Origin of the sequence: Methanoculleus sp. DTU007 (genome assembly GCF_001512385.1) — an archaeon.
Lineage (GTDB): Archaea > Halobacteriota > Methanomicrobia > Methanomicrobiales > Methanoculleaceae > Methanoculleus > Methanoculleus thermophilus.
The window spans coordinates 66,149-83,595 of record NZ_LFRO01000102.1; the positions used below are offsets into that span (position 1 = coordinate 66,149).

The following is a 17,447-nucleotide window of genomic DNA, read 5'->3' on the forward strand; positions in this document are numbered from 1 at the left end:
AGGCCCGCAAAGATCGATAAAAAGAAGAGTATGGTCCCCCTCTACCTCGCCAGGTGGGAGACGCGGCTCTGGGCCTGGTTGGTCGATATCATCGTGATCGGGCTGCCGTTCTGGGCGCTCTCCGATTGGCTGCCGCCGGCATGGCGGATCACGATCGACCCCGGTCTCCTCTCCTTCAGCCTCTCCTCTCTTGCCCTCTTCGTCTACTGGACGCTGCTCGAGGGGTACCGGGGTCAGTCCATCGGCAAGATGGCGTTGAAGATCCGTGTCACCGGCCGTGCCGGCGAAGAGATCAGGCTTGGTGCCGCTGCCCTTGAGAGTTTCGGAAAAGCCTTCTTTTTGGTTCCCGACTGCCTGATTGGGTGGCTTGCCATGCCCGGCTCAAAACAGAGGCTCTTTAACCGGATCTCGGATACCATCGTGATCGAGACCCGGGAGAGCGAAGAGCCGGAGGGGGTCACCTGCATAAAGCATGATGAGTGAGAGACAGTCCTCCGGGGCCGGGCTCACTCGTCGATGCCGAACTTCCGGTCGATCTCCACAGCCGCGGCCTCAAGATCGTCGAGGACCCTGAGGGCGTCTTTGCGCAGTTCCCGCACCATCGACTGGAGAGAGTTCCCCCGAAGGTAGATCTGCCTTTTGTGACGGTAAACGACACCGGCATCGATAAGGTTTCGGATATGGTGGTTGACGCGTGAACTGGAGATCTCAAGGTCCTGGGATATCCGCTCCACCGACACTCCGGTCCCGGGCAACTGGTGCTCAAGGAGGGTGATGACGATCCGCTGAGCGATCTGTTCGATATCCCTCCCCTCTCCAATGCCGAGGCTCTTGAAGAACCACTCAAGGTCGTCATACCCCTGTCCACCTCGCGGCCTCTCGATCTGCCGAAATATTATCTGTCTTGCCATTGGCGCCATGGGTTGGTGATGGATATGGATTGGATGAAATATAAAAGTTATCAATAAAGTCGAAATGATATCTACAATTTTGATAAGATATAAATATTTGAGCGTCCAAAGAGAAGGACGCAAATAATCTCTGGAAGTGATAGGCTCATGGAGATTATTCCGATTGGCGAACGGGTTCTACTGAAACCCACAAAAAAAGAGGAAGTTACGAAGAGCGGTATCTATATTCCTGAATCCGCGCAGGAAGGAAAAAAAGAGGGAATCGTCGTTGCAGTGGGTGAGCGCGACGATGGTACCAAGCTTCCCCTCAAACCGGGGGACCATGTTCTGTACGGGGGCTACAGCGCGGATAAGTTCGAGATCGATTCAGAGACGTATATCTTTGTCCCGTTCAAGGACATCCTGGCAAAGATTGAGTGAGGAGGGAGTCCATGGCAGTATCCAAGCAGTTGATCTTCAACGAAGATGCCCGCAGAGCACTCCTTGCCGGCGTCAATAAGGTTGCCGACACCGTTAAGATCACGCTCGGTCCAAAAGGCAGGTACGTCGTGATCGATAAATCGACAAACCCTGTCGTGACGAACGACGGCGTGACGATTGCAAAAGAGATCTCACTTCACGACAAGTTCGAGAACATCGGTGCAAAACTTGTCAAGGAAGTTGCCCAGAAGACCCAGGATCGGACCGGCGACGGGACGACGACGGCAACGCTCCTCGCCCAGGCCATCCTCAACGAGGGGTTAAAGAACGTCTCCGCCGGGGCAAACCCGATCGAGGTCAAGCGGGGCATCGATGCCGCAGTTGCGGCAACCGTGGAATATATAAGATCAACGAGCGTCCCGGTCAAGGACAGAGACAAGATCCTCCAGGTTGCCACAATCTCCGCAAACAACGATGAGGAGATCGGCAAACTCATCGCCGAGGCGATGGATAAGGTCGGATCCGGGGGCCTCATCACGGTCGAGGATTCAAAGAGCCTCGAGACCGGGCTTGACGTGGTCAAGGGGATGCAGTTCGACCGGGGGTATGTCTCGCCCTATATGATCACGGACCCCGAGAAGATGGTCTGCGAGTATGAAGACCCCTACATCCTGGTCACCGACAAAAAGATCACCTCGCTCAAACAGATGATCCCGATCCTCGAGACGGCCGCCCAGGAGGACCGACCGCTCCTGATCATCGCCGAGGATGTCGAGGGCGAGGCTCAGGCGGCTCTCGTCTTAAACATCATACGCGGCGCTCTCAAAGTCTGTGCGGTCAAAGCACCCGGCTTTGGCGACGAACGCAAGGCAATCCTCGAGGACATTGCTATTCTCACGGGCGCGACGGTGATCTCCGAAGATAGAGGAATGAAACTGGAGAATGTTTCCCGGCAGGTCTTCGGCACAGCCCATACAATCAAGGTCGACAGAGATAAGACCCTGATCGTCGGAGGGAAAGGCGACCGCAAGGCCCTGGAAGAGCGGATGCGCCTCATCGAGTCCCAGATCAATATAGCCGACTCGGAGCGGAAGAAGGACGAACTCCGCAAGAGGCTCGGAAACCTCGGGGGAGGCGTCGCGGTCATCAAGGTCGGGGCGGCGACCGAGACCGAGTTGAAAGAGAAGAAGATGCGGATCGACGATGCCCTGAACGCCACAAAGGCGGCGGTCGAGGAGGGCGTGGTTGCCGGAGGCGGAGTCACCCTCTTTAGGGCAATTGGCGCACTTGAGAAGTTGAAGTTCGACGACGACCGTAACGTTGGCGTATCCATCGTGCGCCGGGCACTGGAGGAGCCCATCCGGCAGATCGCAAGAAACGCCGGCGTCGAGGGGGCAGAAGTCATCGCGACGATAAAAGGAAGCAATGATCCCGCGTTCGGCTACAACGCAAAGACCGGCAGTTACGAAAACCTTGTTGAGCACGGCGTCATCGATCCCGCAAAGGTGGTGAGGCTCGGACTCCAGAATGCCGCATCCATCGCAGGCCTTATCCTCTCAACAGAGGTCGCCATCACCGATTTCGATGACGAGAAGGATACAAAGAGCGCGGCTATCATCATCTAAGGCAAGGGGAAATAGAACCTCCACTCCCCTTTTTCCACTCCATCTCCGCTCGTTCGGGGTAGTTCAGTCTCGCACCACAGGGAGGCCCGCGGCCGTCCAGGCGCTCATTCCGCCCTCGATCTCATAGACCTCCGAAAACCCGGCCTCCCGCATCATCTCCCGGACACCGGCGCTCCGACCTCCCTTCTGGCAGCATATGAGGTAGACCGCCTCGGGGTCAAGACTTCCTATATGCTCCTCAAAATTCGCCGAATTGATATTGACTGCACCGGGGATATGACCGGCAGCAAACTCATCCGGTCCTCTCACATCCACGATGACAAAATTCGGATTCTCTCTGTTCTCTTCGATCAGGGCGGATGCCTGATCCGGAGGTATGGTCCGGATAACCTGGTTATCAGGAGCCGGGGCATCACTCAGACAGCCGCCGGCGAGGGTCGCCGCAACGATACTTCCGGCGGCGAGCAGGAAGACAAACGAAAGGTGAGGGGAAACCATGGGCCCACATCAGGCCCAACGTCATATAGTTGTTCCGATCTCTGATATCCCCAGTGGTATCAGAGACGAACCATCTCACACGATGTCGTCAAACTTCATCGATGCACTACTGACGGTCATGATCGCACGGAAGGTCTCCGGCGTATCGAGTGCCACAATCTCCCCGCCATCAATCACGGCAACCCTGGTGCAGATTGCCTCCGCTTCAACAAGATCCTGAGTCGTAAAGATGACCGTCACCCCCCGTTCCCGGTTCAACCGCTGCAGCAGTTTCCAGGTCTCCTCTCGGCCGGAGTCGTCCAGCCCCTTCGTCGGCTCAGCAAGGAAGAGGACACCGGGATATGCAAGGAACGCCCGGGCGATCTCAAGGTGCCGTACCATGGTAGGGGAGCAGGTCCCAACCGCGACGTCAAGACTATCAGAGAGCCCGAAGAGTCTCGCAAGATCGAGGATCCGTCTTCTTCGGACCTCATTGCTCATCCCCTGCAGTTGTGCATGAAAATTCAGGTTCTCCCTGACGGTCAGAGCCGGGTCAAGCACCGGCTCCGGGAACACGATGCCCATGCTCCGCCGCACATCCCCGAGGTTCCCGAGGATTGCAAGCGGCGAGCGTTCCGCAAACGCGGGAACCGGAATAAGAACCGTTGAGATGATTGCAGCCAGCGTCTCTCGACTTCGGTCACCGCTGCAGAGGATACCCATGATCTCCCCCCTCTTCACATCGAGTGGAATCGGGCCACACGCCTGAAATCGCTCCAGGCGCCGGATCAGGTCCTCAGCTGTAATGGCCGTCATGCACCTCCGCACAACTGCAACTTATTGGATGGAATGAAACCGTCTTCAAACACCCACACCTTGGCATATACAGATCTATCACGATGAACAAAGTCGAGATTCGTATTATATCAACAGAGGAGCAATCTCCCGCACAGCAAGATGCGGACAATCCCCTGTTGCTTGATCCGGGAGATATTTGCTGGATAAACTTATCCCAACTATCGACTTATAATCATTTCTATATAGTATCGACTATATTTCATTGAATTTGGAATATTCATATATCTGCAGAAACCCATTTCCACCTAATCCACCTCTGAGTGCCAATCGGGGAGAGCAGATTAAAATATTTAAGACAGAGGCTCATCCAGTGTATGGCCATAGAGACTGAGCTGCCGACGATCACGATTCTACCGTTCCTCTTCAGTCCGGATCAGATTCTTATCGCCCTCGCCATTCTCATACCCGCTCTCGTCATCTTCAATCTGCTCCTTATTGCCGAAGGGACGTTCGAATCTATAGGGCTCCGGTTCTACCAGGCTGTGCTGGTAACCGTAGGAGCCCTCATCGGCAGCCTGATCGACATCCCGCTGGTAACCCTCGGCGGTGCCACCATCGCGGCCAACGTCGGGGGAGCGATAATTCCACTCATCGTGAGTCTCGAGATGATCGCAAGGGGCCGGATCTCACGCCCAAAGACCCTCGCCGCCATCATCGCCGTATCGCTCATCGCTTATGTCTTCGCAACACCCGTCCCAGGTCTCGGGATCACCATGCCTTTCTACATCGCACCCATCGCAGGGGCGGCTGCAGGGCTTCTCCTCGCTCGCGGCTGCCAGACGGCAGCAGGGCTTGCCTACGCCGGGGGAACGATGGGCACCCTGCTCGGTGCCGATATCCTCAAACTCGCAAACCCTGCCATACTTGCCGCACTTGCCGGGGACCAGCCGACCATCCTCTCCATCGGGGGAGCGGGAATATTCGACGGTATCTTTATCACCGGCGTCCTCTCGGTTCTGCTTGCGGCGTACGCTGGAAGAAATCTGCGAAAGAATGCAGGAGTCTGTCCAAAAGAGAGGGAAGACCGAGGCTTGGGGGGTATATGGCCCAAATAGATGGGGTCACTCATCCGAACAGGTCTTTTTGAGACCCATTCCGTTGATGTCGCAGGAGGGGCAGGGATCCGAACCGTTCACCACCCGGTAGGCGTCAGCGAGGACCGCGGCATTCGCGAGCATCCCTGCGATCAGGATCACCTCGAGGATCTCGGCCCGGGTTGCGCCCTTCGCCATCGCCGCCTGCATGTGGTACTCGATACAGTGGCTGCACTTGAGCGCGGCACCCACCGCGAGGCTTATGAGCTCGATAGTCTTTGGATCGAGCTGGCTGGTCTCGACAACCGAACCCTTATAGAGCAGGTGCGAGATGAGGATCTCCGGCCGCTCCGCCATCCGCTCAAAAATTAGAGGGACTCTTCCGTATTCCGCCTCAATCTCCCGGAGGAACTCCTTCGCGATCGCATCCGATCCGCGCTCAGCGACCCTTGCAAGTATCTTCTCAAAGTCCATCGCTACACCAGTATCTTAGTCTCCGAGAAAGGTTTAATCCGGATCAATATGTAATTGCGCATCCGCGACGGTGTGACATCGGCGATATCCCCGATGGTCACCCCGTCCGTGACCTCGAGTGCCCGAATCTCGGGGGCATAGAGATCGAAAGGAAGTTTCACCCGCAGTCCTTCCATCTGAACGGTCACCGGTGTGGGGTGCGTCAGCATACTGACCTCGTGGATATGCTCCTCGATGATCGCCATCAGCCGGGGCGGGAAGACGGAGAGCGGGTCCCGCGCGAGGTCATCCCGTCGGGCGTCCAGGGTTCTCGAGACCTCGTCGACCAGTTCATCGAGTTTCGCAAGTTCCTCGGGACGCTTGAGCCGGTGCATGATCCGGCCGACGCCGCCGACGTAACCCTCGACAGGCGGGTCAATGATCCGCATCAGGGTCTCACGGTCCGGAGAGCCGGTCACCACAATCGGGACATGGATCCCGCGCCGGAGCGCCGGAAACTTCTGCCGGATGCACTCCTCGAAACTTCCCAGCACATAGACGGCCAGATCGTGCTCGTTGATGACGTCCCGCTCCTCGTCGTTGAGGTTTGCGATCCGCTTCCCGAACCCTCTCGCAAGCCCGACCATGTTGGTCTTTGCGCCAACCCGTCGAAGGTACTCGGCGATATCGCATGCGATGTGGGGGAGGTGATGGATCTCGAGGCTCGGGCTCACAACAGCGATCTCGGTCCCGACGAGGGGCGCTTCAGTAACCTCGCCGGCAAGCGGTTTTGAGATCTCCCGTATCAGGTCGATGTCGTCCCGCGGAACGAACGACTGGAGCACGACGTCCTGGGCCATGACGTGTTTCTGCACGATATAGCCGCCAAGATCGTCGATCAGGTCCATAATCTCATCGTGCCGGTAGACACCGCCCTTGTAGGTCACCGGTACAAGCGTCGTCACAGTCTCTCCCCCATCTTCTCGAATATCGGCGCAACAACCCGCTCCACGATATCGCCCGGGAGGGTATCTTCACTGGCCACGTAGTAAAACCTCCCGTCCCGGATGTACTGGCGGCGGACCTTGAACCCCTCGGGTGCGATATACTGGAGCGCGTAGATGATGTCTTTATAGAGCGTCTCGCTCGGGTCGGCCACCACCATCTGTTCAAGGTCTTCCCTCCCGACGATTCCTGCCGGGAGGACGACGGTGAACCTGTCCGGCTGCTCGACGTTCTCCTTCCCGAAACGCGCCCAGAGTTTCTGAAGCAGCGGCGCAAGGTATGTCTCGTCGGCGATATCGAGGACGATCTCCTTCTCGCCGGGGTTGACGTTTGCAAAATCGCTAACACGGATCGTCCGCGGCATATGGCGCAGGACCCCGGCAGCCACAAAGATCGGCACCTTTGGATCGACGTAGATGTGCAGCCGGTCGATCACTTTGATGAGGTCGAGGTCCTGGAGGACATCGGCCGCAATCCGCTCATACGCCTCTTTCCCGACCTCGTCTGGGGACTCCACCACGAAGTAGTTTAATGGGGGCATCTACTCTCCCTGGATAAACCCGGACGCAAGCAGGGCCGACCCGACCGCACCGATGTACTGCGAGTAGCGCGGAACGACGACCTTGGTCTGCAGGAGTTGGCCCATTGCATAGACCAGCCCCTCGATGAGCGAGGTGCCGCCGACCATGATCACCGGCTCCTTGATGTCGACCTCCTGCAGTTGCTGCTCAAAGACCTGCTCAGCGACGCTGTGACAGGCCGCAGCTGCTACGTCCTCCGGCGAGGAGCCTGCCGCAAGCGCGTTCACCAGGCTCTGTGTTCCAAAGACGATACAGTAACTGTTCATCGGGACGTTCTTCGCCATCCCCTTCATCGCGAGGGGGCCGAGTTCGGTGATATCCACACCGAGCCTCTTTGCGGTCATCTCCAGGAACCGGCCGCTTGCACCGGCGCAGATCCCGCCCATCGTGAACGTCCCGGGGATGCCGTCGATGACACTGATCGCCTTGTTGTCCATGCCGCCGATATCGATGACGGTCGCGGCACCCCGCTGGTGATCGGCGAGGTAGACCGCACCCTTCGAGTTCACCGTCAACTCTTCCTGAATGAGGTCGGCGCCGAGGTGCTTCCCGATCAGGAACCGGCCATACCCGGTGGTCCCGATCGCCTGGATATCATCGCGTGTAAGACCGGCCATCTCGAGCGCCTGGGCGATCGCCCCGTCGGCGCTCTTGATCACCTCGGTCGTCGGGAGCCAGCCGGTGCCGACGATCTCGTTATCCTTCATCACAACGGCTTTTGTGGTGCTCGACCCCGAATCGACGCCCAGCGTGATCCCGGTCTGCACCTCACGTGCAAGGAGCGCTCTCCGGCGGGCGATGGTGGTCAGGGCTTCCATCCGGGTGAGAAGTGTGCCTGCGGTCGTCCGCTCGGTGAAGGAGTAACTCACCACCGGAAGTCTGGAGTGCTCGGGAATGTACCGGCGAAGTTCGTTTCGGACGATCGCCGCCTCGGCGCACCTGAAACAGGTGCTGATGAAGACCCCGTCCGCATCCACCTTCCCCTCCACCAGGGCCATGGCCCGGGCGATCATCAGTTTCAAGTCGGCGCTCTTGACATCAAGCCCGAAAGAAGCGACCGCCCGCTCGACATCGGCGAGCGCGATATCGGGGAAGAAGATCTCTGCATCCACCGCCTTGGCGGCGTCGTAGATCTCCTTCTGAACGCCGCTGTATTCCGGGCCGCAGGAGAGTTGCGCAATCCGCACTTTCTGGCTCATTCCTCACTCTCCTTTGGAAGTCCTGCGAGGAAGTTTTTGATGGCGGCGACGAACTGCACGCCTTCTTCCTCATTTGTGGGGTATTTCAGTTCGAGGATCGGGATACCTTTCTGCCTCAGGGAAAAGAGGATCAACTCATCGGTGCGGGCGCAGCCCATACACCCAAACGCGAGATCGGCATCAGTGACGATGACCGCGGCCTCGGCCTCCTCAATGAGCGGACCGTAGATCGCCATCCGCCCCCGGACGCCGGACGGCACCTCGACTGCCGCATACTTTAAGCCGCGCTTTGGCTCTTCGGGCGTGATCTGCAGGGGCGGGGAGTCAACCCCGGCGGTCTGTATCCGTTCCCGGATACCGAGGGCCGAACCGAGCGGCTTATGTCCGAACCGGGCCACCAGGTCGGAGAGGATGAGGCTCGTTGCAGGGTAAATAAACACCTTTGCCATATATTCAGGACTCCTCTTTCTCAATCAGTTCTTGTAATCGCTTTATATCGAGTTTTGGTTTCTTCTTGGGCGCCGCGGGCACCTCATCCGGGGCCTCAGTCTCCCGTCGCTCGAGTACCTCAAGGCCGCGGGTGATGTAGCGGAGGATACGCACCTCCCGTTCATGGCCCAGGTAACCGGGCCTCGCCCCGCCGAGGTTTGCCCGGCACCGCCGCGGGTCGCCCGGCGGGAAGCCCCGGTCCTTGACGAAGATATGAGCGGGATCAAACGCACGTATCACCTCGATGAGGCGGTCGACGGCTTCTGGTTCGCCCGTCACCTGCAGCCCAAAACAGGTCTCCTTGATCAGGACGCCCTCGGAGGCCTCGTAGGCCTTGAGTGCGAGCTCGCCGGGGGTCAGGGTCGGGGACTCGACGAAGACGTATTTGGTCACCGTACCCACGTACTCCGGGATATACTCAGCCATCACTTCACCTCCCTAACATAGACTGTTGCCCCTTCGCGCATCCCGGCAAGGTTTCCAGCATCGATCACCTTCCCGATGACGTTCGTTCCCGTGAGCGGCTCAGACGTCGGGCCGAACTCCGCGTTTGGTGTCGTCCGGATACCCACCATGCCGGCCCCCCGCCGTGAGTCGTTCGTCATCGCGAGGGTATAGGCCGGAACCTCGCCCGTGGGTGTATTCTCCGGGATGATCCCGACGCCCTTTGCAATCTTTGGTTTGAAGAGGAAGACATCCTCGAACATGAAGACGAGCGGCATCTTCCCGACAGCGCGATGCTTAAGTCCGGTCACCTCGCGAAAGATCGTAACCGTACGTGGCGCAGCCGCCTCATCAAGCTTGATGGTGATGACGTTCTCGGCGGGCTGCGTTGCGACCCGAACCTCTCCCGCGGCGAGCACCTCAAGTGTCGTCGCCGGGGTCTGGTCGACCACCACGCGATCACCGTCGGTCGCATCGGCAACGAGCGTGACGCCGCGCCGGGCGGCGACCGCTTCGGCTTCGGGGAGCGCAAGTCCGACGAGGTCGAACCGCTCCGGGTCGGCACGGATGGCAATGAGGTCGTCCTTGCCCGCAAACCGGACAAGTTCAAGCCCGTGGACGACCCTTCCGACGACAGTATGGGCCGGGCTTGCCGAGACTCCCTGCGTGTAGATGTAGATGGCTCCCGAGGCTTTCCCAGAGGTTCTCGCCGTGATGGTCCCCTCAAGCCTCGGGCCCGAGAACTCCATCGGGACCTTCGCCGGAACCAGGTGAGTATCAAGAATATGGGTGCTGCTCGAACGGTCCACACGGAACCGGCCGTCCTTGATGGAGAGAAGGAAGTGCTCGACGCTTCGAGCGGTATTTGTATCGATCCCGTCCGCCCCGAAGCCCTGCACTTCCGCCTCCACATAGGAGATGATCTGCATCCCGTCCTCAAGCGGAAACTCTGCATCGCGGGTGACAATCACGTGCGACCGGTCGGCACGCCGGAGGATGCGCTCAACCTTGATGACCCGGTCGCCTTCACCGAGACGGTCAAGCAGCCCCCGGCCGCTGATGACTCTGCCGATGACGCCGCCGTCCGCCGGGGCGCCATAATCTGCGGAATGCCGCATGCGCGCAAAGATAAGGTAGGAGTTTGACGGGTCGTAGCCGCCGCACCCCAGGATCACGTCACCCCGCTCGTATCGGCCAGGGGTCCGGGCCGGCCGGATGCTGGATTCAAACGGCCCAAACGCAGCGGCGTAGCGGTCCTGCCAGTGCAGGCGAAGGTCTTCGGCAAGCCCGGGGCGAAAGAGCCGGGCGGTAAACGCCGGGTCCGCCATCTCGACGACCATATCGCCCGCGGAGGTGACGAACCGGACTTCCTGGGACTCCGCCACATCCTCTTCAAGCGCCGGCCGGATGACTGCGACGCTGAACCGCTCGTCCCGTTCGGGGAGGAGATCTCCGAGCCGGGACCCGGTCGGCACCTCTCTACGTTCACCGTCCAGGAGGATCTCCATTACCTGCACCTCAGGGAGCACCTGCCCCCATCACTTTTCGCTCATCCTCGGTGAGGTGGGCAAGCACCTCCTCCGTCGGACCCATCTTGATGATTTTGCCTCCCCGCATGAGAGCCACGCGGTCACAGATGTCTCGCACAAACTCCATATCGTGCGAGATCACGATAAATGTCTCGTCCATCTCCTCACGGGCATGCAAGATCGAGTGTTTCACGTCGATCTTCGTGATGGGGTCCATCGTGCCGGTCGGTTCGTCGAGGACGACCAGCAGGGGCTCACGGATGAGAACCTGTGCGAGAGCCACCCGGTGTTTCTCACCCTGGGAGAGCTGATCGGGGTATCGGTCCAGGATCTCTTTGCTCTTTTCGGGAGTGAAGCCGGCCATCCCGAGGGTGATGATCGCCTTTCTCATCGCGAGTTCTTTTGGGAACTCTAGGCCTATTGCGTCGGTCAGGTTGTCAAGGACCGTCCTGTGCGGGTAGAGATCGTACTCCTGATGGAGGAGACCGATATAGCCTTTTGCCCGGCCGCGGTTCGCTATCCCGGGTTTGGTCATATCGATCCAGTCGTCGCCGATCCGGATGTTCATCTCGCCGCTCGTGGGCTCAAGGATCCCTGATATGATCCGCGAGAGAGTCGTCTTGCCCGCACCGCTCTTGCCGATGATCCCGAAGATCTCCTTCTCATTGACGTCGAAGGAGACACCGTTGACTGCCCGAACCACGCCGCGGTCGACCGAGAGATAACGCTTGACGACGTCTCGAGCGACCAGGATCTTCTCGCCGACCTCTCCGATCTCGTGCTGCTCGGCGTCGCTGTAGTTCTCCATGAACCGGCCGATAATATCATCAGGAGCACCGATGGCCTTAATCTCCCCATTCTCAAGGAATATTGCACGATCTGCGACGTCTCTTATGACGCTTGAGAAGTGCGACGTGATCACCATCGCCATATCGTTCGCCTCGGCGCTCTCGATGAGCATCCGGTGGACAAGGGTGGCGGTCTCCGGATCGAGCGTCCCGGTCGGCTCATCCGCAAAGAGCAGGAACGGGTTCTTTGCAAGTTGTCGGGCGAGTACCACCCGCTGCTTCTCGCCGCCGGAGAGATCGCGGGCGATGTGCATCATCCGGTGGGAGAGCCGGACCTGATCGATGAGGTCAGCGGCCCTGCTGACCGCTTTCTCCGGAGGGTAGCCGATATCGTCAAGCGCCCGCAGGACGTTCTCGATCACCCGATCGTCGCCATAGAGTGCAAACGTCCGCTGGAACATGATGGCGGTTCTGCGCATGATCCGCCGCTTCATCTGGGCGTTCTCCTCCGCCCAGAAGTCGACATCGAGCGGTTTTAATTCGCCGCCGCAGACGGGGCACTGTTTCCCGGCCTCACTCGGCACGCCGATGTAGTCGCAACCCTCACAGGTGACAACGTGATAGACGATCGAGCCCCCCGACGGGGGCTGATCCACTCCCCGCATAAGGTGCATAAGAACTGTCTTGCCGGCCCCGCTCCTTCCGATAATGCCGACTGTTTCCCCCTCTGCCACCTCAAAATTAATATTCTTGAGCACAACGGTCCCGTCGAACTCCATGCAGAGGTCCTTTACAGTAATAAGTGGGGTCATCTTGAGCTCCTCGCTAAACTAATCTTCTCGTGGGATCATATTAGAGTTTATATTATTGCACTTTTTCTCGGCCGCCGCGATATCCTTAAGGAGTTCGGCCACGATACCGGGCACCTCGCTGACGTTGCGGATCACCATATCGACGCTTGAATACAGGATCTCGGGTTTCCGGTCGGACTGCTGCTCGGTCAGCAGTGCAAGGTCGGCCTTCCGGAAGGCGTTCAGATCGTTGATGGCATCCCCTACCATGACGACCTTACTGTACCGCTCTTTAAGGTCTTCCACGATCCGGGCCTTCATCGAGGGTGTGGCGACGCCATAGACACGCTCCCGGGGAATACCCAGATAGTCGCCCATCCGTTCGAGTTTCGCGACACGGTCACCGGACGCTATGTATACGGGGACACCCATCCGGTGCAGCGTGCTGATGGTCTCTTTTGCACCGCTAAAGGGCCTCCCCCCGGTGGTGACCGTAAACTCGATGCCGGAGAGGTCCATGTTCAGGATCACGCCGCTGTTCATTGTGACGATCGACTCTCTCTTGCAGCAACTCCAGACCTCCCTGATGCAGGCCTGGAGATCGCTCACCTGGGCGGTCTTATCGCTGTAGAGGATTTCCGCGACATCCTCGGCGGGGATGGCACGCCGGGAACAGGCCACTCCGAACCCGACCGACCTTTCATGGAAGAACTCGGAGAGGAGCTGGTCGGGCGGTGCCCCCATGACGTCCCGTGAATGGAGATGGAGGACAACGAGCACCCTCCCCTCGGCACCGAAGGTGAGGGTCGTGGTCTCGACGTCGATCAGCATCTCGTCGTGGAGGACGTCACGCGCTACACGATAGGTCCGGAGAAGTGTGCCTGCACTATCAAAAACAACGGCTACCGACATACATCTCACGTCGATTAAGTCTATGTAGTCTCTGGTCGTCTCTTGAATGAAGAACTATGTTACTGAGTGAGACCGCAGCAAGCATAAAGAATATGGAGATTCGGGGCGCCGGCAGGATCGCCCGGGCCGCGGTGGAGGCGCTCGCCGATTACGCGAAAAATCTCAACATATCCGACCCGGAGACGTTCAAGAGCGAGATGCAGAAGGCGGCCGGGATCCTCATAGCGACCCGTCCGACGGCCGTTTCGCTGCCGAACGCTGTAAAGAGCGTAATGCGGGCGCTCGACTCATTTGGGTCCGTGGAAGAGGGGCGGGCGGCGGTTCTTGCCCGGGCTGCGGAGTTCATCGAGCACTCGGAGCACGCAATCGAGCGGATAGCCGAGATCGGGGCACGCCACATCTCCGACGGCGACGTCCTCATGACCCACTGCAACTCGGAGGCGGCGCTCGGGTGCATCCTCGAAGCACACCGCCAGGGAAAGGATATCGAGGTCTACGCGACGGAGGTCCGGCCGCGGGGCCAGGGGCTCCTCACGATCAAGACCCTAAACGACGCCGGGATCCGCACGAACTATATCGTCGACTCGGCGGTCCGCTACTTCATCAACGATGTCGACCTGGTCTTCGTCGGCGCCGACGCGATCGCGGCGAACGGCGCGGTGGTGAACAAGATCGGGACCGCCCAGATCGCGCTTGCCGCACACGAGGCCCGGACGAACGTCATCGTGGCGGCGGAGACCTATAAGTTCGCGCCGCGGACGATCCTCGGGGAACTGATCGAGATCGAGGAACGCGATCCTGCCGAGGTGCTCCCCAGGGAGGTGGCGGAGAAACTCCCGTTTGTTCGGGTCCGAAACCCTGCTTTCGACGTGACGCCCGCGGACTACATCGACCTGATCGTGACCGAGCAGGGGGCGATCCCGCCGGAGCTCGCGTTCACGGTGATCCGGGATTACCTGGGGTGGAAGGTCGAGGAGCTGCGGTGAGAACAGTGTTCGGCGGAGGATTGTGCGATCCGCTCTCCCTCGAGTGATTGAGATCTCAGCGTGACGATGTGCTCTCCACCATTACTGCGCACGATCTCCCAGTGGTACGCACCGGAAATCTCGAGCACGAAGTCCACCGGTTCAACCGGTCCACCGCAGGATACCGTTTCGCCATCCATGTCGCTTAGGCAGGGAGCGGGGTTACATACAATCAGTATCGTTGCCCATCCTACCGAATGCTCATCGCAGAGAACCAAAAATCTCCCTCACCCACCTTCTTCGCGACGAAAGAGATGGATAAAGTCATTGTACCGGCCCGGTCAAGGGTGACGGATTCACTGTACGGCCTACCTGCGGCATCCCGGACGGTCAGCGTGAACGAAGCATGGGCGGGATCGAAGAGACCATAACTCCGATTGGAGCAGGTCACCGTAAACGTGTTCCTGCCTAGACCAGTCACGACGTCCATGCCGGGAGAGGCGACCGTCTCGTTGAGGTCCGAGTCGATCCAGGCTCGCCCCAGGGAATGCGTGCCGGTGGCGACGTTCTCGCAAAAGACGACACGTCCGATCGCGGAGTCTATAACGTACACCTTTCCGTCCGGCCAGAACATGGTAACCGCCATACAGACCACCGCGATGAGAAGGACTGCCGGGAACACGACTCTGCCTACGTTCCCGGTTCAATTGCCATAACAGGCCTCCGTGCGATCATGAAGGCGGGCAGGGACTACTACTGCCCGCCATCCGGGTCGCCGTTCGCATGCCGGACTGTTCAGTGTGAACATGTTCCATCCTGCCGACACGGGGACAACACCAGCGATCGATAACGCAACGCTGGAAGAGCGGATTTTGGAGAGGCATTTCATTTCCAGGGTTCCAGACTACCATTCACGCGCAGCCCGGAGGTCACTGGCCCACAAGTTCCTGCCAAGAGCCCTTGCCCTCCGGGAGTGCTGTGGGGACCGAAAACGACGCCAATCAAACATCTTGGCCCACACAGGATGCCATTCGGGCATCCACGCTGTTTTGTCAGGGAACAGAGTTTAATGTAGTTTACGGCCACCGCAGCTACCTATCGCGCGACATGTAGCTGCGGTGGCCGTAAAAATGCTTATACTTGTTTTTGAAAGCACTCTACGATGCGCAATGAGACTCTATGGAATCGCAACGGTTATCATGATCGCCGCGGCGATGCTGATCCCGACCGTGGCGGCACAGGAGACAGGTACTTATAACTACACTGTAACCCCGGCCGGGGACACGGTGCTCAAAGGCACCTCGGTGATTGTACCGATGAACACTGGCAGCATCAAGCAGGGCGAATCAAAGTGGTACTCGCTCAACGTTCCCGCAGGCAAAAAGGAGCTCTTCATCGACCTGAACTGGGGCGACACATCCAACTCGCTTCGGCTGATGGTCTACGCGCCGGACGCCGTGCTCGGGCCGTATTATGATGCATACGATGGCGTGAACGGGAGGATATGCCTGCGCATATCGGACTCTGTCAGCCTGTTCCCCGGAACGTGGCAGTTCGAAGTCTACGGCGCCTCTGTGACCGGGACCCAGAGTTATACGTTCGGCTGGAAGTGAATATCGAAACATTGAACACTTTTTCCGGCGACGATCCAGCATGGTGCGGTGGAACCGGATCTTTTCCATTCTCCTCGTTGCCGTGACCCTCGCAGGCATTGCACTCCCGGGCACGGCAACCGCCGGTTACGCGGTTGAATCGGGGTTGGAGAAATTCTCCGGCGAGATGCATGATCTCGAAGAGATCACGTTTTGGGATCTGCTGCCCCGGGTGAGGCTCCTCCACATCACGCTCATGATCCTCCCTGCATGCTTCTTCCCCGGAGAACTCCTCTACACTCTCTGCATTCTCCTGCCGTTCGGCTTCCGGCGAGTGACAGGACGCACTATCCTCGACGACGACTTCCGGCTCGACCTCTACCAGGAGATCGCCGCAAACCCGGGTGTCGGTGCCCGGGTACTCGGCAAGATGGTGGGCGTGTCGCGAGGACGGCTCCGTTACCATCTCGATATGCTCATCCGGGAGGGGAAGGTGGCCGCAGTGGCATACCGGAATCGGACAGGCTACTTCGCACGAAGCCAGAGGCATACCGACCTCCAACAGCGCCTCCTGATTGCCCTGCGGGAGGAAACCTTGCGGACGATACTCGGGCACCTCCTTGAGTCTCCGGACACGACCCGAAACGACGTCGCGGAACGGCTCGGACTCTCCGGTCCGACCGTCTCCCACCACATGCAGGAGTTGGAAGTCGATGGGATCGTCGCCGCAGAGAGAGACGGCCGGTTCGTCCGCTACCGACTCTCCGAAGGTGTCCGTGAGTTCCTCAGCCGGCACCCGGGAGATCTTCCTCCACGGGCATCTCGGCACGGAGGGTTACCCCACCGCAAGGACACCGCAAGGAGCCCCGAGGTTTTATCGGGTTAAAACTCCGACAACGGGGTGCCCGCCCCCATCGCCCGGTACCTCCTCGACTCCCGGGTCGGGCTTGCTCTCTTTTCGGCCGGTTCAACGCAGATCCTGGTCGTTGCGGCATACTTTAGAGGGCAAAAAGGATCGAAACGCCTCGACGTGTGGCTGGTCGGGCCGGAAAACGGATATAGAGGAACGTTGAGTTCTCAACCGTGGGTGCCGCAGGCGGCGCCTGCAACGGTGCGGAGGTTCACCCGGCCAGTAACGAATCGGATGGGTGAACGTCCCGCGCGCCCGGAGGCAAAGGGAATGTGTGCGCTTCCCGTACTTGAAGGTATGCCTCTCCTGCCTCCGGGAAATCCCTGGAGGAATGTGAAATGAACGGAAAAATTGGAATGCAGGCATTTTCCATGCTCCTCGCCGTGCTGCTGGTGAGTGTGATGATGGTGTCTGTTGTAAGTGCAGGTGAAAACCGAACAACTTCCCTTGTAGAGGGGCCAGAG

At 59.1% G+C, this 17,447-nt stretch carries 20 protein-coding genes; 7 read left to right on the forward strand and 13 right to left on the reverse strand.

The window, feature by feature from the left end; genetic code table 11:
• The first annotated feature begins 30 nt into the window (after window positions 1–30).
• On the forward strand, window positions 31–483 hold the full coding sequence (locus ACI94_RS10380; RefSeq protein WP_273259100.1) for an RDD family protein: 453 nt from the start codon (window positions 31–33) through the stop codon (window positions 481–483).
• Between the two features lie 23 nt (window positions 484–506).
• On the opposite strand, the gene ACI94_RS10385 is transcribed toward ACI94_RS10380, so the two are convergent.
• Window positions 507–920: a winged helix-turn-helix transcriptional regulator gene (locus tag ACI94_RS10385; RefSeq protein ID WP_083524766.1), complete on the reverse strand. Its 414-nt coding sequence runs from the start codon at window positions 918–920 to the stop codon at window positions 507–509.
• Between the two features lie 138 nt (window positions 921–1,058).
• Here ACI94_RS10385 and groES point away from each other — a divergent pair, with 138 nt between their 5' ends.
• Both groES and groL read left to right on the forward strand, forming a co-directional pair.
• Entirely contained in the window at window positions 1,059–1,331 is a 273-nt protein-coding gene (groES, locus tag ACI94_RS10390) for a co-chaperone GroES (protein ID WP_066956295.1), read from the forward strand.
• 11 nt (window positions 1,332–1,342) lie between these two features.
• Window positions 1,343–2,956, forward strand: coding sequence for a chaperonin GroEL (gene groL / locus ACI94_RS10395; protein WP_273259099.1), 1,614 nt, complete (start codon window positions 1,343–1,345; stop codon window positions 2,954–2,956).
• Between the two features lie 63 nt (window positions 2,957–3,019).
• On the opposite strand, the gene ACI94_RS10400 is transcribed toward groL, so the two are convergent.
• Entirely contained in the window at window positions 3,020–3,454 is a 435-nt protein-coding gene (locus ACI94_RS10400) for a rhodanese-like domain-containing protein (protein ID WP_066956289.1), read from the reverse strand.
• Between the two features lie 75 nt (window positions 3,455–3,529).
• Window positions 3,530–4,249: an ATP-binding cassette domain-containing protein gene (locus ACI94_RS10405; RefSeq protein WP_286681395.1), complete on the reverse strand. Its 720-nt coding sequence runs from the start codon at window positions 4,247–4,249 to the stop codon at window positions 3,530–3,532.
• A gap of 356 nt (window positions 4,250–4,605) precedes the next feature.
• Here ACI94_RS10405 and ACI94_RS10410 point away from each other — a divergent pair, with 356 nt between their 5' ends.
• Window positions 4,606–5,346, forward strand: a complete 741-nt coding sequence (locus ACI94_RS10410; RefSeq protein WP_224732720.1) for a DUF1614 domain-containing protein — start codon at window positions 4,606–4,608, stop codon at window positions 5,344–5,346.
• Between the two features lie 6 nt (window positions 5,347–5,352).
• Here ACI94_RS10410 and ACI94_RS10415 read toward each other — a convergent pair whose 3' ends face one another.
• From ACI94_RS10415 to ACI94_RS10455, 9 genes are read right to left on the reverse strand one after another with little or no spacing between them, the layout of a single operon-like run.
• Window positions 5,353–5,799 (reverse strand): carboxymuconolactone decarboxylase family protein, encoded by a 447-nt coding sequence (locus ACI94_RS10415; protein WP_066956283.1) that lies wholly within the window; start codon window positions 5,797–5,799, stop codon window positions 5,353–5,355.
• A gap of 2 nt (window positions 5,800–5,801) precedes the next feature.
• A complete protein-coding gene (locus tag ACI94_RS10420; RefSeq protein ID WP_083524765.1) occupies window positions 5,802–6,743 on the reverse strand; it encodes a methanogenesis marker 7 protein in 942 nt (313 codons plus the stop codon).
• The gene (locus tag ACI94_RS10425; protein ID WP_066956280.1) at window positions 6,740–7,324 is read right to left on the reverse strand and encodes a methanogenesis marker 17 protein; all 585 of its coding nucleotides are present in this window, start codon (window positions 7,322–7,324) and stop codon (window positions 6,740–6,742) included. Before ACI94_RS10425 ends, ACI94_RS10420 begins: the two co-directional genes overlap by 4 nt.
• Entirely contained in the window at window positions 7,325–8,563 is a 1,239-nt protein-coding gene (locus ACI94_RS10430; protein WP_066956278.1) for a methanogenesis marker 15 protein, read from the reverse strand.
• Window positions 8,560–9,012 (reverse strand): methanogenesis marker 5 protein, encoded by a 453-nt coding sequence (locus ACI94_RS10435; protein WP_066956275.1) that lies wholly within the window; start codon window positions 9,010–9,012, stop codon window positions 8,560–8,562. Before ACI94_RS10435 ends, ACI94_RS10430 begins: the two co-directional genes overlap by 4 nt.
• A 4-nt stretch (window positions 9,013–9,016) precedes the next feature.
• Window positions 9,017–9,478, reverse strand: coding sequence for a methanogenesis marker 6 protein (locus ACI94_RS10440; RefSeq protein WP_066956272.1), 462 nt, complete (start codon window positions 9,476–9,478; stop codon window positions 9,017–9,019).
• Window positions 9,478–11,004, reverse strand: coding sequence for a methanogenesis marker 3 protein (locus ACI94_RS10445; RefSeq protein ID WP_066956269.1), 1,527 nt, complete (start codon window positions 11,002–11,004; stop codon window positions 9,478–9,480). The genes ACI94_RS10440 and ACI94_RS10445 overlap by 1 nt, the downstream gene beginning before the upstream one ends.
• Before the next feature lie 10 nt (window positions 11,005–11,014).
• Window positions 11,015–12,625, reverse strand: coding sequence for a methyl coenzyme M reductase system, component A2 (atwA, locus tag ACI94_RS10450; protein ID WP_066956266.1), 1,611 nt, complete (start codon window positions 12,623–12,625; stop codon window positions 11,015–11,017).
• An 18-nt stretch (window positions 12,626–12,643) separates the two neighbouring features.
• Complete coding sequence (locus ACI94_RS10455; protein WP_286681396.1) at window positions 12,644–13,516, reverse strand: HAD family hydrolase; 873 nt, start codon at window positions 13,514–13,516, stop codon at window positions 12,644–12,646.
• A gap of 56 nt (window positions 13,517–13,572) precedes the next feature.
• On the opposite strand from ACI94_RS10455, the gene ACI94_RS10460 reads away from it, so the two are divergent.
• Window positions 13,573–14,502 carry a ribose 1,5-bisphosphate isomerase gene (locus ACI94_RS10460; RefSeq protein WP_066956263.1) on the forward strand — a complete coding sequence of 310 codons (930 nt, stop codon included), beginning with the start codon at window positions 13,573–13,575 and terminating at the stop codon, window positions 14,500–14,502.
• Between the two features lie 229 nt (window positions 14,503–14,731).
• On the opposite strand, the gene ACI94_RS10465 is transcribed toward ACI94_RS10460, so the two are convergent.
• Window positions 14,732–15,127: a hypothetical protein gene (locus ACI94_RS10465; RefSeq protein WP_273259095.1), complete on the reverse strand. Its 396-nt coding sequence runs from the start codon at window positions 15,125–15,127 to the stop codon at window positions 14,732–14,734.
• A gap of 523 nt (window positions 15,128–15,650) precedes the next feature.
• Between ACI94_RS10465 and ACI94_RS10470 the strand changes: the two genes are divergently transcribed.
• Together ACI94_RS10470 and ACI94_RS10475 are read left to right on the forward strand one after the other, a co-directional pair.
• Entirely contained in the window at window positions 15,651–16,094 is a 444-nt protein-coding gene (locus ACI94_RS10470) for a pre-peptidase C-terminal domain-containing protein (RefSeq protein ID WP_273259094.1), read from the forward strand.
• Between the two features lie 40 nt (window positions 16,095–16,134).
• Window positions 16,135–16,959 carry a winged helix-turn-helix transcriptional regulator gene (locus tag ACI94_RS10475; RefSeq protein WP_286681397.1) on the forward strand — a complete coding sequence of 275 codons (825 nt, stop codon included), beginning with the start codon at window positions 16,135–16,137 and terminating at the stop codon, window positions 16,957–16,959.
• The last annotated feature ends 488 nt before the right edge of the window (window positions 16,960–17,447 follow it).